Raw genomic sequence first — 15,869 nt, 5'->3', positions numbered from 1 at the left:
CAACTCGCCGATCGCTTAGTTGCAACTCAATTTTTGATTTTATATGCTGTTGAATATCAGTTCGTTATAAATGGGCTTTTTGAGCCACTGCTTTCTCATATTTTATAGGGTCATTAACTTCTAATGCGCAACCCCTGCGAAATTGCGATGGTGGGGTGGCTTTATATTTGCTTTTTGGTATATTTGTGTCTAATAGTGGTGTAGGCGTATTAAGCATCTCTTGCTTTGCCTATATATTATATAATGTGTATCAGCTTGATGAATGCAATGAAACAATTGGTGGATAGATATGTACCCTTGAGTGGGTTACTATGTTTGTTGATGGCTCTGCCTCTGCTCTTCTCCTGCAGTGGAAAGGGGAGCAGTAAGGGGGGTGGTCTATTTGGAGCTACTGGTAAGCCACTGGAGATGGTGGTGGTGCTTCCCGATGGTTACGACACTGAAGCTCTAAGGGATAGCGTGAAGCAAGCGCTCAGCATGCCGATGATGGTGCTCCCACAAAATGAGCAGTTGCTCACAGTGATGATAACAGGGGAGCGAGACTTCTCGCAGATGTTTAAGTCGCTCAGGAATATCCTCTACATTACCATTGATGAGGAGCGGTATACTGGTCCTTCTATCGGGATTAGTCGCGATCAGTTTGCAGGCGGACAGCTACTGATCCATGCTAGAGCGGAGAGCCTTGAGTCGATCTACCGACTTTTGCGCTTGAAAGGGAAGTCGATAGCCGATATGATTTACAAGGAGGAGTTGGTACGGCTGAGCCACGCCTTTGACCAAACCTACTCTAGCGAGGTGGCAAAGCTGATGAAGGAGCAGATCGGGGGTTGGACCATTCGCGTCAATACCGATTTGGAATACACTCATACGGGAGATCACTTCCTTTGGGCATCGGATCAGGGGGTGAAAGGTCGGACCGACTTCTTTGCCTTCACCTATCCCTATGAAGGACCTCAGAGCCTAGAGCTGGATAGGATTATTGCCGCTAGAGATAGTGTACTGCAACAAAATGTAGCAGGTGCTCACGAGGGCTCATACATGAGTACGGAGCATCGGGTACCTCAGGTGGTTCGCCATGTGGAGGCGAATGGCATTCCTCGGACGGAGGTGCGTGGTCTTTGGGCGATGGTGGGGGATATGATGGGTGGCCCTTTTGTGCTACACGCTATTAAAGACGAAGCCAATAAGCGGGTTTTGGTAGTGGAGGTGGTGGTTTACTACCCAGGTGGACCGAAGAAAAACTTGATGTTGCTAGCAGAGTCACAGCTTTATACTCTGGAGGCAGCAGAATGACGATCTGCTGCGTTGCTTTCGGAATTCGCCTAGGTCACGTACGTGAGTACGCTCCCTTCAGCCTCATCCTTTTGTGTGTGCCTGGTGCCCTACGTGCACCTTGCCCTCAGCGCCTGGCATCTCATTCATTCTGCTGCCTCCACCAAAGAATGACGATCTGCCCCTCTTCCTCTACCCGCCCCCTCCACCCTTCCCCTTTTGAATCACTATATAAATGAGTAACGACGAATGAATGAACCTATAAAAATTGGGATCACCCACGGCGACTTTAATGGTATCGGGTATGAGGTGATCCTTAAGACGCTTGCCGACGAGCGGTGCTTGGAGCTATTTACCCCAATTGTCTATGGCACCCTGCCGGCGTGGAATTATTATAAAAAGGGGCTGGGGATCCAACTCACAGCGCGCACTCGCTTGATTCAGTCGGCGAGTGAGGCGGTGGAGGGGGAGATCAACCTGATTGAGGTGAATGAAGGGGGCAGAGAAGCTCTGGTGCAACATGGCAGACCGAGTGCCACGGCGGGTCAGCTGGCAGCGAAGGCACTAATGATGGCGCGTGAGGAGCTACTCAAGGAGGAGATTGCTGCAGTGGTGACGGCACCTATCTGCAAGGAGGTGATGACCTCTGAGGCCTTTCCGTTTGTAGGGCATACTGGCTTTTTTGCAGAGCCTTTTAAGGAGAGTCACCAGCCGATGATGCTCTTTGTGGCAGAGGAGATCCGTGTGGCCCTACTCACGATCCATGAGCCACTCAGCAAGGTCGCTACCTTCATCACCAAGGAGGGCATCAAGAGCGGACTAAAGCAGCTTGAGAGGACACTACAGCAAGACTTTGGCATTGAAAAGCCTAGGATCGCTGTGATGGGGCTCAACCCTCATGCTGGGGAAAATGGGCTCCTGGGCAAGGAGGAGGTAGAGGTGATTACTCCAGCTGTGGAGGAGGCATGGCAAGAGGGGATACAGGCGTTTGGCCCTTTTGCTGCAGATGGCTTCTGGGGCAGTGGGCACTACCGTAAGTTTGATGCGGTACTCTCGATGTATCACGATCAGGGGCTTCTGCCTTTTAAGCTTCTAGCGATGGATGAAGGAGTGAATATCACTACGGGTCTGCCAATTATCCGCACTTCGCCCGACCACGGTACCGCCTTTGATATTTGTGGTAAGGGGGTGGCGAATGAGGCTTCTTTCCGCAATGCCATTTATAGAGCGATTGATATTTATAGGAATAGGGCAAGGTATCAGGAGGCTACAGCCAACCCTCTACAGAAGAAGTATGTAGAGAGGGGTAAGGACAATGTGCGCCTAGACCTCTCTAAGAGTGATGACGAACTATAAATAAAAGCTTAGGGGCGTGACGAGAATTAGGGCATCAAGGAGTGGGCATTCTAAAGCGGCTTCACCGATCCTCAGTGTGGAGGATCTAAGAGATGAGGTACACCCTTTCTTCGGAAGTAAGATAGGGCGACTTACTGGTGTAGGGCTGATGAAGGCACTTCGGGTATCTGAACTCAATGAGGTGCACTCCGACTATACGCACCTGAGGGGAACGGAGCTAACAACCGCTGTGCTCCAAGACCCGAGGGTGAATGTCTCTTACACGATTCACGGCGGGGAGCACCTTAAGGCACTTAAAGAGATGGGGGCTTTCTTCACCGTCTCCAACCACCCTTTTGGCGGGTTGGACGGGCTGATATTGCTGGATATTATGCTACGAGAGCGGGAGGACTTTATGGTGCTGGTGAATGGGATGCTGAATAAGATTTCGGCTCTCAGTGAGTATTGGATACCGGTAAAACCGATCATGAAAGACCGTGAGCACGACCCACAAAAGAATATCTCCGGACTACGAATGGTGGCGGATAGAGTGCAGGGTGGGCACCCTGTGGGAATGTTTCCGGCGGGAGGATTGCCTCACTACCAAAAGCGGTATGGACAGCCTATGGAGATACCGTGGAAGCTCAATAATGTCCGAATCATGAAGCGGGCGGGTATTCCGGTTCTCCCCATTATGTTTGAGGGGAACAACTCTCGCCGATACTACCGCTTTGGTGAGCGGTGGGGGTATGATACTGCTTCAATACTGATCCCAAGGGAGTTATTTAATAAGAAGGGAGAGGAAATAGAGGTCTACATCGGTGCCCCTATTATGCCCGATGAGCTATCGAGCCATAAAGATTTGAGTAAAAGTAGAGACTACCTGATGAGGCAGTGCCTGGGTATTCTACCATCGTACAAAGGGCGTCTCGATTATTTACAGAATCATTGAACCATTATGAGCCGAAAGTGGTATAAACAGAAGGATCTGCTCTACTACATCGCCATCCTTATCGCAGGGGTGATCGTAGTAGGCATACTGTCACAACTACCCGACCCTCACGCGGAGCCTACTGGCAAGGTCTCACTTGGGGAGGCCTTTGGGATATTTACCGATATCCTACATGGGCATGTGACCTCTACCTTTGGGCTACTGCTCTTGCAGGTGATTGTGATCTTGATATTCGCCCGCTTAGTGGCGTGGCTCTTTACCAAGATGGGGCAGCCCTCGGTGATTGGCGAGATATTGGCGGGTATCATCTTAGGCCCCTCGGTGGTGGGGTGGCTATGGCCGGAGGGTTTCAACTTCCTGTTTCCACAAGAGAGTCTGCACAACATCTCATTGCTGAGTCAGTTTGGTCTGATCCTCTTTATGTTTGTGATAGGGATGGAGCTCAATCTGGAGGAGATCAAGAAGCAACTCCGGCAGAGCTTTGTGATTGCCCACTCGGGGATTGTGGCCCCTTTTATACTGGGTGCTATCTTGGCGGTATTTCTCTATGAGGAGTATAGCGGTGCCGATGCCACGGTGCTTACCTTTGCCCTCTTCGTGGGTATCACCCTGAGTGTGACCGCTTTCCCTGTGCTGGCAAGGATTATCCAAGAGCAGGGTAAGATGCAATCTCGCCTAGGGATCCTCTCTATGGCGAGTGCGGCGAATGGCGATATTACGGCGTGGTGCCTACTAGCGGTAATCATGGCAATTGCACAGGCTGGGTCGGCACTTAGTGCCCTCTTTACCATCCTCTTTGCAGGGGTCTATATGGCGATTATGTTTGGGGTGGTTCGCCCGCTTTTCGGTATGATTGGAGCTACCTATCAGACGAAGGAGGTGGCTGGAAAGGGAGTGGTAGCACTCTCCTTTACCCTTCTACTTATCTCGGCCTACGTAACGGAGGTACTGGGGCTACACGCCCTTTTCGGTGCTTTTATTGCGGGAGTGGTGATGCCCGACAACCTCAATTTCCGGCATATGCTCACGGAGAAGATTGAGGATGTTGCCTTGGCGATATTCCTGCCTCTATTCTTTGTATCAAGTGGGCTCTCTACGGAGATTGGTTTGCTCAATACCTCCACCCACTGGTGGATTACGGGTCTGATAACCCTCGTGGCAATTTTTGGCAAGATTGGCGGCACCTACTCCGCCTGTAGGGTGGTGGGCGAGACGCCACACGATAGCCTTTATATGGGTATTTTGATGAATACACGTGGGCTGATGGAGCTGGTGATTCTCTCTATGGGACTAGAGCTGGGTATCCTTTCGCCAGTTATCTATGCGATGCTGGTGATTATGACCTTGGTCACCACCTTTATGACTACCCCTGTGATCAACTTGACCAACAAAATATGGGCCAAGCGTGCCACAAGAGCCGATCGCCAGCACTTCCATATCCTCTTCTCTTTTGCGAGAAGTAAGATGGGGCTGACGATGCTCCATATCGTGGAGAGCCTATTTGCCAAGCCAGAGGAGTCTGTGGAATTGGTGGGGCTACACCTCACGGTGGGAAGTGATACCAGTAAGAGCGATGCCGAGCTATATCGGAGCCAAAACTTCGCCCCTATTCAGTCGCATGCCGATGCATCGGGATACGGGGTGGAGGAGTATTATGAGGTGACGGATGACCCGCTTCACTCTATCGCCAAGGCGACGAGGGTAAAGGGAACCGACCTACTACTGGTGGGTGCTGGACTAGAGCTCTCTGCCAACCCCGAGGATAAGGCGATGCGGGAGCGGCATCTCAAGTTTGGTCGTAGCTTTTCAAAAATCTTCTCTCAGACCATCAACTTCTTTAATCTCCACAATCTATTTGAGGACCATACAGAGGACTTCGTGAGGATCCCTCACTGTGCCATCGGTGTGGTAATAGATCGTGGTCTGGAGCAACAGGCAAAGCAGATTGCCATTCTTTCGGATCAAAAAGAGGAGGGCTTTAGGAGTTTGGTAGAGACCATTACTCAAACGACCGAGGCAACTATTAAGCAGTACCAAGCTGGGCAGGCAGAGTTGGAGGAGATCAAGTCCTCTTGCGACCTCCTACTGATGCCTTACCACCTATGGCAAGAGCTACGCACTGAGGACCCTGAGATTATCCACAAGATCCCAACCACCCTACTTTTGCAAGCGAATAAGAAATGAAATATCTACTCATAGCTAATCCTATTTCTGGTCCTAAGAAGGGCCAAACCTCTATCCACCAAAAAGCATTGGAGCGGATAGAGACTGCAGGACATTCCGCCAGTTTACTCACTACGGAGTATGAAGGACATGGTTACGAACTGGCACTCAAGGCTCTGGATAGCGACTACGATGTAATTGTGGCAATAGGCGGAGACGGCACTGTGAATGAGGTAGCACGTGCCTTGACTCATTCGGATAAGGTGCTCGGTATCATCCCTAATGGGAGTGGTAACGGATTGGCACGTGAGCTACAAATCCCTTTGGACACCAGTGAAGCAACGAAGGTGTTGCTTGAGAATAATGTGATGACGATGGATACCTGCACCGCCAATGGAGACCCTTTTTTCGTTACTTGTGGTATCGGCTTCGACGGGAAGATATCTAAGGAGTTTGCCAAAAGCGACGCTAGAGGACTCACCACTTACGCTAAGGAAGCGGTAAGCGAATACTTCAACTACCACCCCAATGACTACCACCTGCTCATCGATGGTAAGGAGGTGACAGCAACCGCCTTTCTCATTGCTATTGGCAACGCCTCTCAGTATGGCAATAATGCCTACATTGCACCCAATGCTAGCCTAACGGATGGAGTACTGGACCTCACGATTCTCAAGCCCTTCCCTCATATTGAGGCGACTAAAATAGCTATGCAGTTATTTACCAAGGGGATTGATAGGAATGAGTACGCCACCCTCTACAAAGGAAAGCATATCCTCATTGAGACACCCAACAGGGTCAATTACCACATTGATGGAGAGCCGAAGCACAAGACCGACCGACTAGAGATCGAGGTCTGCCCCGCTTCTCTTCAGGTGGTCAGTAGGAAGGAGGAGAGCTACAATAAGTCTATGCTCGACCTGCTACACCAAGCGGCGAGCGGTTTTTATGGATGGACAGCAGATATCAAAGAGCGATTTAAGTAAGTATGGAAATCAATAAAGCACAATTTATCACCAGTAGTAGCAAGCTAAGTGAATGCCCCAAGGAAGGAATACCCGAGATAGCTTTTATCGGGCGCTCCAACGTGGGGAAGTCTTCGCTCATCAACCTACTCACGGGGGTGAAAGGCCTAGCCAAAACCTCCCAAACACCTGGTAAGACGCAGCTCATCAACCACTTTCTCATTAATGATTCCTTTTATATTGTCGACCTTCCTGGCTATGGTTATGCTCGGGTGGGCAAGGGGCAGAGGAGTGGCTTCAAAAAGATGATTGAGGATTATATCCATCAGCGAGAGGAGATGGTCAATCTCTTTGTACTGGTGGATATCCGCCATAAACCGATGAAGATAGATGTCGACTTCATTAATGAGATGGGCGAGACGGGCGTTCCTTTCTCTATTGTCTTCACGAAGGCCGATAAACTCTCTAAGTCGGCTGCAAAGATGAGTCTCATGGCCTATCAGGAGGAGCTACTCAAGAGTTGGGAGGAGCTTCCCCCACTATTTGTCACCTCTTCGGAGAGTGGTGAGGGGCGGGAGCAGCTGCTGGAGTATATTGAGCAAATTCTCTAGCCCACTATATATTTGGTACCTTTGTAACCTTAGGAGAGCTCTATGGAATTGATGCAAATAATAGAATTGGTAGCAGCCACCATTGGTATCCTCTATGTATGGCTAGAGATGAAGGCGAGTGTCTGGCTCTGGCCAGTCGGCATCGTGCTACCCCTCTTCTACATCTATATCTCATGGCAAAGTGAGGTGTACGGCAATGTGCTGGTCAATATCTACTACATCATCGCCTGTGTTTGGGGCTGGCGTGAGTGGCTCAAGCACCGCAAAGATGGAGAGACAAAGGAACTCCCCATCTCCCATCTACCCGAGCGGTATCTCTGGACTTTAGGCCTAGTAGCCTTGCTTTTTCTGGGATTATGGCCTCTATTTGAGTACTATATGGGGAGCCCTTTTCCCGCTTTTGATGCCGCCGCTACCGCTATTAGCTTCTATGGCATGTGGCTTTTGGGAAAGAAGTATATTGAGAGCTGGTATTGCTGGATCTCGTCGAATGCGATCTATTGTACCCTTTACTTTCTACAATCTTACACGATCACTGGCTTATTCTTTACCCTCTACACCGTGATTTCGGTGGTGGGGTATTTTAATTGGCGTAAACTACTAAAGCTTCAGCACGATGCAAATCAACCTCAATAGTCCATACACACCCGAAGTCGTAGTGGTAGCAAATGGCGACCTTCACCATGATGAGGAGACGCTAAGGCTCTTGCAGGTAGCCCATCACGTAGTGGTCTGCGACGGTGCTCTCCGACGTTATTTAGAGCTTACTACACGCAAGCCCGATGCCGTGGTAGGTGACGGAGACTCAGTGAATGAAGAGGAGCTGAAGCGGGCGGGCGTACCCTTTACCAAGATCGCCGATCAAGAGACCAACGACCTCACCAAGGGCGTCACCTTTGCCTTTGACAAGGGGTGGAAAAAGATCGCCATTATCGGAGCTACAGGTCGGCGAGAGGATCACTCGGTGGGCAATATTTTTCTACTCCCCGAGTATTACAAGATGGGAGCCGAAGTGTGTGCTTATAGCCCTCACGGCTGGCTCATCCCTTTTCAAGGCGATTGCCTATTAGAGACAGAAGTGGGGCGGGAGCTTTCCCTCTTCGCCACAAAGGAGCTACCGATGAGTGCCAGTGGCGTTGCCTATCCTTTCGAGCAAAGGGTCTTCACAGCCCTTTGGCAAGCGACCCTCAATCAGGTCACTAGTCCTATAGTAAAGCTCTACTCTGAGGGTATCGCCATCGTATTCATTTCACAAGAGAAGCGGTAATTTATGGGCAATAAGTACTACATCGTTTGGGAAGGGCACCAACCTGGCATCTACGAGTCGTGGGAGGAGTGCCAAGCACAAGTGCGTCACTTTTCTCGACCAAAATTCAAGAGTTTCAAAGAGATCACTCGCGAGCAGGCGGAAGCCCTTTTCCAAAACCCCTATGCCCTCCAAGGCGAAGGGGAGCCAAGGATATTGGACCGTAGCCACGAGATCGACCTCACTGCACTATCGGTAGATGCTGCCACCAGTGGCAATCCCGGACCGATGGAGTACCGAGGTGTCTGGGTTGAGACCAAGGATCCACTATTCAGTAGCAAGGTCTACCCTGTTGGCACCAACAATATAGGTGAGTTCCTAGCCATTGTACACGCTATGGCGTGGATGAAGCAAAATAATTACTTCGTGCCGATCTACACCGATAGTCTCACCGCACAGGCGTGGATTCGTAAGAAGCAACCCAATTCAAAGCTTCCGCTTACTCCCGAGACACAAGAGCTCTACCATGTACTACAGCGGGCAGTTAATTGGCTCCATAATAATGACCTCTCTATGTTTACCCTCCTCAAGTGGGAGACTGAGCTATGGGGAGAGATACCGGCCGACTATGGGCGTAAAAAGTAAATCTGCCAATATGCGTGCCATCCTACTCATCAATACCGGTTCACCAAAGAGCTTAGAGACCAAAGAGGTACGCAACTATCTCACCGACTTTCTCACCGATCGGCGAATAATTGGGTTGCCCCAACCCTTTAGAAATATACTAGTGCACGGCATCATTGCCCCTTCACGAGCTCCCAAGTCCAGAGACAAATATGCCCAAATATGGCGGCCAGAGGGATCGCCTCTCCAGATACTCACCGAGGCATTGGGCACTCGCATAGAGAGCGAAAGTGGCATCGCCACTTTTGTAGCGATGCGGTACAACCGTGGCTCCCTTGAAGAGGCATACCAGCGAATCACCACTCAGGGCTTTACCGAAGTGGTGCTCGTTCCCCTTTTCCCTCACTACGCTATGAGTAGCTACGAGAGTGCCGTAGCACATGCCGTGGAAGTTCATCAGCAAGGGAGCTACCCCTTTGCCCTCCACTGCGTTGCACCTTACTTCAACCATTCACTCTATATTGAAGCACTTCTGGATCAGATTGAGCGGTTCGCTACCCCCGACGGTCACCTACTCTTCTCCTATCACGGCATACCGCTTTATCAAAATAAAGCCTATGCCGGTATTCCACAGAAAGACTATCCCTACCAGTGCGGCGAGACTACCCGACTAGTCACCACACACCCACGCTTCAAGGCGATGAACCTCTCCTACGAGATCTGCTACCAGTCACGATTTGGGCACAATAGATGGCTAACCCCGACCCTAGAGAGCCGTATGAAGGCACTGGCGAAAGAGGGAAAGAAGCACGTCTCCGTCATCTGCCCCTCCTTCGTCTGCGACTGCCTAGAGACCTCTTGGGAAGTCGGTATCGATCTGAAAGAGCAGTTCGCAAAGCTTCAGCTCACTCTGATAGAGTGCCCCAACGACTCTCTGACGATGGCAAATTGTATCATCGACCAAGTCAATCACCATACCACAGAGGCAATAGAATGGACGAAACCATGACACTTTACTTTATACAGCATAGTTGCTACCTCGTGGAGGGTAGCAATGCCTTTTACCTCTTCGACTACTTCGGCGAGGGCGATCCTCATACGATTCTCTCAAAAGCACCGGAGAAGCCGCTCTATATCCTCACTACACACTCTCACCACGACCACTATTCGCCTGCGATTTTCAAGGAGTTTGGCGGGCGAGAACTGCACTATATCTTTCACAGCGAACTAAGGGACAAGGTACCCTCTGATCAACTCTGCAAGGTGCATTTCCTAGAGACTGGCGAGAGCTACAAGGATAACCACCTTTGGGTGAAAGCCTTTGGTAGTACCGATGTGGGCGGTAGTTTCTACTGTAAAGTGGAGGGGCTGTCCCTCTTCCACGCTGGCGACCTGAACAACTGGCACTGGAACGAAGAGGCCGATGACCGCTATATCCGCCAGTACGAAGCTGCGTGGCAGGCGGAGCTCACAAGGCTAACGGCAGAGGTAACCCAGCTAGATCTCTTGATGTTCCCTACCGACCTGAGGCTAGGCAAAGATTATCTAAAGGGGCTTCGGGAGCTACTTGGCCTTATCTCGATTCGCCACCTTGCCCCAATGCATCTCAATGGTCAACTCAATCCTAGCGAATTGGAAGCTCTGGCTAGGCAACACCATTTCAACCTATTACTTCCTCAACCACTCACCGCAAGGCAACTATTATGAACGCCCTTCGCATTATCAAAGACTATGCCCTCCTTTGGGCCATGTTGCTGGGAGCTCTATTCTACCCCTGGCTACACCACCTCGCCCCACTGACTACCTATACCCTATTTTTGATGCTACTTCTCTCCTACACTAAGGTGAGTCCGAAGGAGATGAAGCTCAATCGCACCCACGCCTTGCTCTTTGCCCTCCAGTGGTTTTTAGGCATCATCGCTTTCCTAGTAATTGAGCCTTTTGATGTAACCATAGCCACGGGGGTGGCACTCATTATCCTCACCCCTACCGCCACGGCTGCCTCGGTGATTACAGGAATGCTGGGTGGAAGCATCGCCTTTGTCACCAGTTATATGATCCTTAGCAATGTGGCGATTGCCTTAATAGGACCAGTGCTGATCGGTCTCCTTCACCCCGAGATGGCAGCCAATTATTGGAGCACCGTGCTCACCATACTCGGACAGGTTTCGGCTTTGCTCGTATTGCCACTGATTGTTGCATGGGCACTACGTTACTTTGCCCCCAAATGGCACGACCGCTTGGCGAACTTCAGCTTCCTCACCTTCTGGATATGGGCTGTGAATATCATGATACTGATTGCCACCGCCATACACACCTACCTCACTAATGACCACCTCACCCCGAGGTACACCCTACTCCTTTCGCTCATCACTCTCGTCACCACCTTGGCACTCTACTACGTTGGAGGTCAGGCCTCACGACTGACTGGCGAGCGACGAGTCAATGGTCGGCAAACCCTCGGGCAGAAGAATACCGTCTTCGCTATCTGGCTCGCGATCCTTTTCCTTGATGCTAAGGTAGCCTTTATCCCCACCCTATATATAGTGGTGCAGAATGTGATCAATTCGCTCGAATTGGCCGCTTATCAAAAATCATTACGCAAAAAGAATGGCACGAATTAGTAAAGAGATGATCTCCATCATCATTAATGGAGAGAGGGATCAAGAGAAGGCTCAGTTCCTACAGATCCGGCGTGAGATGCCTATAGCACTAGAGTCGGGTAAATACCCCATTCGAGTAGATATCACTTGGGAGTACAATGGCGACAACTCGGATATGCCTGCAGAGGAGGTGGCGGAGCAGATGAATAGCCTAGAGGAGGCTCTTATCCCTGCACTAGAGAAGAATAACCTCGCTCTACTCGCCTACCAAGTGACAGGCGAGGGACGACGACTCTGGTGCTTCTACACCCGCAACATTGGGGCGTTTCAAGAGACGCTCAATGACGCACTGGAGGAGCTACCCCTCTTTCCGATTACCTTTTATGCCGAAGAGGATCGGGAGGCAGACGCTTTTAGAGAAGTTGAATCTTTATTATAAATGATGACCGTTATGAAAAGAGTATTATTGGTATTGGCAGTTATGGCACTGCTACTCCCCAGTTGTAAAAAGGAGAATAAGGAGGAGCAGACCGCACTGGCTCCGCTAAAGGTGGGAGCGATGTCGTCGCTCGACTACCTTCCCTACGTAATTGCCGAGAAGATGGGCTATACCGATAGCCTTGGCTTGGACTTGGAGATCGTAAAGTTTTTCTCTGCCAACGACCGCGATGCCGCTTTTAGGAGTGGTCAGCTCGATGGCACCGTTATTGACTATACAGGCGCAGCGATACAGCAGGCGGCAGGACTTCCCTTGGCGATTGTGGTGAAACACGACGGCTACTTTGAGTTGATGGCTCAGCCCACAATGGAGAGCGTTGCCGACCTCAAAGGGAAACAAGTTTCTGTCTCTCGCAATACCGTGATAGAGTATGCCACCGATAAGATGCTAGAGGCTGGTGGACTTGCCGAAGCTGATGTAGAGAAGCCTGAGATTAATAAGATTCCTCTCCGTATGGAGATGATGGTCTCCAAGCAGATAGATGCCTCAGTCTTCCCTGACCCTTTCATCTCTATCTCTAAGGCTCAAGGTTTCGTAGCCCTCTCCTCTACCCGTGACCTCGGCATCTCGGTTACTGGCACCATGTTCACAGAGAAGGCGTTGACCGAAAAGGGGGAGTCAATCCGTGCCCTTCTCAAAGCCTACAACCTCGGCGTGGATTACCTCAATAGCCACGACCGCCAAGAGTGGGTGGAGGTACTGATCAATGATGCTGGAGTACCTGCAGAATTAGCGGATAAGGTGGTACTTCCTAACTATACTCACGCCACGCTCCCTTCGGAGAAGGACCTCAGCGAGACCCTACAATGGCTACAAGCGAAGCAACTGGTTCCCGCAGAGTACGATATCAAGGGGCTCGTTTCGAGCAAATACTTGCCAGAGTAATCGTGTATCGTGAGTAGGATCACCATCAAAGAACTCTCCTATAGCTATCACGGCCGAGGAGGGGTGACCCAAGCCCTTAACCGCGTGAGCCTATCCCTTGCCGAGGGCGAGGTGATAGGGCTCACGGGGGTCTCGGGCAGCGGTAAGTCGACCCTACTCAACATCCTCTCCGGCATCCTCAAAGGCTACAGTGGCGAGGTACTGATCAATGGAGAGCCCCCCAATCCCAAGAAGCACTCCATTGCACTAGTGCCTCAGAGCTATGGGCTACTGCCGTGGAAGCGGGTACGAGAGAATATTCTACTCCCTCACACCTTAGGGAAAAAGTGCCTAAGGATCGGTGAGCTACAGAGTATCGTGGATCGGCTAGAGATTAGAGCATTCCTTGATCGCTACCCTTCCGAGCTATCGGGCGGACAGAAGCAGAGGGTAGCTCTTGCCCGTGCCTTTGTCCAGTCGCCCGACCTCCTTCTGATGGACGAACCTTTCTCAGCACTTGATATCTCCACTGCCACTCGCAGTAAGGAGCTATTCAAAGCTTTCCAAAAGGAGCTGGGGGTTACCACAGTAATGGTGAGCCACAATCCGCAAGAGATAGAGGGATTCACGGATCGGGTGATAATTCTAGGGGGCTCCCCAGGAGAGGTGATAGCTGATACCCATCTGCCGAATGCGGAGCAAATCTTACAAGAGATCTTGAGGAATGAAAAGTAGTCAACGACTGAAGGCCCTACTCTACCGTACAGTGGTAGGACTGTTGCTCATCAATCTACTTTGGTGGGTAGCATCAATCATCCTCAGCAGTACCGCTATCATTTCACCTCTAAAGGTCTATCAAGCCCTTCCCACCCTCCTTTCGCAAGAGATGGGACGACACCTGTGGGCAAGTCTTTATAGAGTACTTCTGGGACTACCGATCGCCTTTGTACTAGGGATGAGTATGGCCTACGCCATGTACCGCTGGCACCGATTTGGGAGGGTGATGAGTGCCTTCACCTATCTCGCCTACCCTATTCCCAAGCTGGCACTACTCCCCATCGTGATGCTGATTGCAGGATTGGGCGACGGGGGTAAGATCACTATGATTGTGCTGATCATCCTCTTTCAGATCATCGTCAATATCCGTGACAGTCTCTACAATATCCCCCGTGAGAGTTTTCTTATCACCACCTCCTTAGGGGCTACAAGTTGGCAAGTCTACCGGCACGTACTACTACCGGCAACGCTTCCCGATACCCTTTCTACCCTAAGAGTGGCGATCGGGACAGCTATTTCGGTGCTTTTCGTCACCGAGACCTACGGTACGGACAAAGGGATGGGCTACTTTATCATCGACTCCTGGATGCGCTTTGACTACATCTCTATGTATGGAGGGATAGCTATACTGAGTATTGCGGGATTTCTGCTCTTCCTACTCACCGACCTACTAGAGCTTCTCCTTTGCCCTTGGCAAGAGCTCTCGCCTAGTGACAAGTAACATCATTATTATATCACAAGAAACATGAAAAGAATTACATTACTTATTACCGCACTACTCCTTGTAGCAGGTACCGCATCGGCTCAGAAAGAGAGCTTTGCTAATCGTATTACAATCAAAGGATACGGACAAATCTATAGCGAAGGGGGCTATTACGACAACGACCAGAAGCACAATACCTATGGCATCAATAAGATAGAGCTCCTAGGACTTGGTCGGATTACCGACAAATGGAGCATGGGTATCACAGTGCAATTTAATAAACCAGTGATGCTCAAGGACCTCTACATGCAGTACGCATTTATGCCTGAGCTAAAGGTGAAGATTGGGCAGTTTAAGACTCCTTTTGGGCATGAAAACCAAATCGCTCCTTTCCTCAATCCGCTTGCCATCGGCGGAAGTATGCCTACCGTTTACTTTGCTGGTGTAGGCATGGACCCGCTTTACTACGGTACCGCAGGTCGTGACATGGGTATTGAGCTATCAGGCGATCTATTCAAAAACATCGTTTCCTACAAATTCGTAACAATGAATGGTCAAGGGATGAATGCCACAGACCTCAACCTCGGGAAGCTACTCGGAGGCTCTCTCTATATTCGACCAATAGAGGGGCTTAGCCTACATACCTCCTACCTTGGTGGAAAACAGGTAGCTATGGGTACTGCCAAAGGAATCCAAGCGGGCGAAAGCTATATGCGTCACCGTGTCAGTGCAGGCGTTATTGCCAATTACCAGCCGATTAGCCTCTCTACAGAGTATATGTATGGCCGCGATAAAAATGTTAAGAGCATGGGTGCCTACCTCACAGCCGCCATTCATCTACCCAAGCGTTACGACCTAGTAGTCAGCGGTGACTATCTACAGCCTGATATGGACCAGTCGGGCAAACTATATACCGCCACATTAGGCCTAGACAAATGGTTCTACGGCAATTGCCGCGTACAGATGCAGTACCGCTACACCCACCCTACTGAGCAGGTGATGCTCCCAGTAGCTAAAGGCCACACCCTCCGACTCCAATTCCAATTCGCCTTCTAATTAAAGGCCCCTATAAATCAATATAGTCTAACCCAGGGGTTACGCATTAGAAAGGACTTACCATGAATGACCTCCCCTCGTGGGAGGTCAGACGGATCATAGCCCCTAGTCGGGCTCGTAGAGCCGATGACTAGGGGGCCAAAAACAGACCCACCCCCACCATTTGACCCCTTGTGGGTCGGACAACCCATTCTAGGAT

General features: G+C 50.5%; 17 protein-coding genes. All 17 read left to right on the top strand.

Annotated elements, in window-relative coordinates; all coding sequences use genetic code 11:
• The first annotated feature begins 267 nt into the window (after window positions 1-267).
• Entirely contained in the window at window positions 268-1,293 is a 1,026-nt protein-coding gene (locus HMPREF3027_RS08450) for a DUF4837 family protein (RefSeq protein ID WP_070708173.1), read from the top strand.
• A 228-nt stretch (window positions 1,294-1,521) separates the two neighbouring features.
• Entirely contained in the window at window positions 1,522-2,628 is a 1,107-nt protein-coding gene (pdxA, locus tag HMPREF3027_RS08445; protein WP_070708110.1) for a 4-hydroxythreonine-4-phosphate dehydrogenase PdxA, read from the top strand.
• 16 nt (window positions 2,629-2,644) lie between these two features.
• Complete coding sequence (locus HMPREF3027_RS08440; protein ID WP_246830570.1) at window positions 2,645-3,559, top strand: 1-acyl-sn-glycerol-3-phosphate acyltransferase; 915 nt, start codon at window positions 2,645-2,647, stop codon at window positions 3,557-3,559.
• A gap of 6 nt (window positions 3,560-3,565) precedes the next feature.
• Window positions 3,566-5,743, top strand: a complete 2,178-nt coding sequence (locus HMPREF3027_RS08435; RefSeq protein WP_070708105.1) for a cation:proton antiporter — start codon at window positions 3,566-3,568, stop codon at window positions 5,741-5,743.
• A complete protein-coding gene (locus HMPREF3027_RS08430) occupies window positions 5,740-6,708 on the top strand; it encodes a diacylglycerol/lipid kinase family protein (protein ID WP_070708103.1) in 969 nt (322 codons plus the stop codon). Before HMPREF3027_RS08435 ends, HMPREF3027_RS08430 begins: the two co-directional genes overlap by 4 nt.
• 2 nt (window positions 6,709-6,710) lie before the next feature.
• Window positions 6,711-7,298 (top strand): ribosome biogenesis GTP-binding protein YihA/YsxC, encoded by a 588-nt coding sequence (yihA, locus tag HMPREF3027_RS08425; RefSeq protein ID WP_070708101.1) that lies wholly within the window; start codon window positions 6,711-6,713, stop codon window positions 7,296-7,298.
• 51 nt (window positions 7,299-7,349) lie between these two features.
• Window positions 7,350-7,934 (top strand): nicotinamide riboside transporter PnuC, encoded by a 585-nt coding sequence (gene pnuC, locus HMPREF3027_RS08420; RefSeq protein WP_246830569.1) that lies wholly within the window; start codon window positions 7,350-7,352, stop codon window positions 7,932-7,934.
• Complete coding sequence (locus HMPREF3027_RS08415) at window positions 7,915-8,565, top strand: thiamine diphosphokinase (protein WP_070708099.1); 651 nt, start codon at window positions 7,915-7,917, stop codon at window positions 8,563-8,565. The genes pnuC and HMPREF3027_RS08415 overlap by 20 nt, the downstream gene beginning before the upstream one ends.
• Before the next feature lie 3 nt (window positions 8,566-8,568).
• Complete coding sequence (locus HMPREF3027_RS08410; protein ID WP_021902641.1) at window positions 8,569-9,189, top strand: ribonuclease H1 domain-containing protein; 621 nt, start codon at window positions 8,569-8,571, stop codon at window positions 9,187-9,189.
• Window positions 9,173-10,177, top strand: coding sequence for a ferrochelatase (gene hemH, locus HMPREF3027_RS08405; protein ID WP_070708097.1), 1,005 nt, complete (start codon window positions 9,173-9,175; stop codon window positions 10,175-10,177). Before HMPREF3027_RS08410 ends, hemH begins: the two co-directional genes overlap by 17 nt.
• On the top strand, window positions 10,162-10,875 hold the full coding sequence (locus tag HMPREF3027_RS08400) for an MBL fold metallo-hydrolase (RefSeq protein WP_246830568.1): 714 nt from the start codon (window positions 10,162-10,164) through the stop codon (window positions 10,873-10,875). Before hemH ends, HMPREF3027_RS08400 begins: the two co-directional genes overlap by 16 nt.
• On the top strand, window positions 10,872-11,792 hold the full coding sequence (locus HMPREF3027_RS08395) for a bile acid:sodium symporter family protein (protein WP_070708093.1): 921 nt from the start codon (window positions 10,872-10,874) through the stop codon (window positions 11,790-11,792). Before HMPREF3027_RS08400 ends, HMPREF3027_RS08395 begins: the two co-directional genes overlap by 4 nt.
• Window positions 11,779-12,210 carry a DUF695 domain-containing protein gene (locus HMPREF3027_RS08390; RefSeq protein WP_070708091.1) on the top strand — a complete coding sequence of 144 codons (432 nt, stop codon included), beginning with the start codon at window positions 11,779-11,781 and terminating at the stop codon, window positions 12,208-12,210. The genes HMPREF3027_RS08395 and HMPREF3027_RS08390 overlap by 14 nt, the downstream gene beginning before the upstream one ends.
• Before the next feature lie 12 nt (window positions 12,211-12,222).
• Window positions 12,223-13,155, top strand: coding sequence for an ABC transporter substrate-binding protein (locus HMPREF3027_RS08385; RefSeq protein WP_070708171.1), 933 nt, complete (start codon window positions 12,223-12,225; stop codon window positions 13,153-13,155).
• A 9-nt stretch (window positions 13,156-13,164) separates the two neighbouring features.
• Window positions 13,165-13,869 (top strand): ABC transporter ATP-binding protein, encoded by a 705-nt coding sequence (locus HMPREF3027_RS08380; protein WP_070708089.1) that lies wholly within the window; start codon window positions 13,165-13,167, stop codon window positions 13,867-13,869.
• Window positions 13,859-14,632 (top strand): ABC transporter permease, encoded by a 774-nt coding sequence (locus HMPREF3027_RS08375; protein WP_070708087.1) that lies wholly within the window; start codon window positions 13,859-13,861, stop codon window positions 14,630-14,632. Before HMPREF3027_RS08380 ends, HMPREF3027_RS08375 begins: the two co-directional genes overlap by 11 nt.
• 24 nt (window positions 14,633-14,656) lie before the next feature.
• Window positions 14,657-15,670: a porin family protein gene (locus tag HMPREF3027_RS08370; protein WP_070708085.1), complete on the top strand. Its 1,014-nt coding sequence runs from the start codon at window positions 14,657-14,659 to the stop codon at window positions 15,668-15,670.
• Window positions 15,671-15,869 lie beyond the last annotated feature (199 nt).

Origin of the sequence: Porphyromonas sp. HMSC077F02 (assembly GCF_001815465.1) — a bacterium.
GTDB lineage: Bacteria > Bacteroidota > Bacteroidia > Bacteroidales > Porphyromonadaceae > Porphyromonas_A > Porphyromonas_A somerae.
This window is presented reverse-complemented; position numbering and strand designations above follow the sequence as displayed.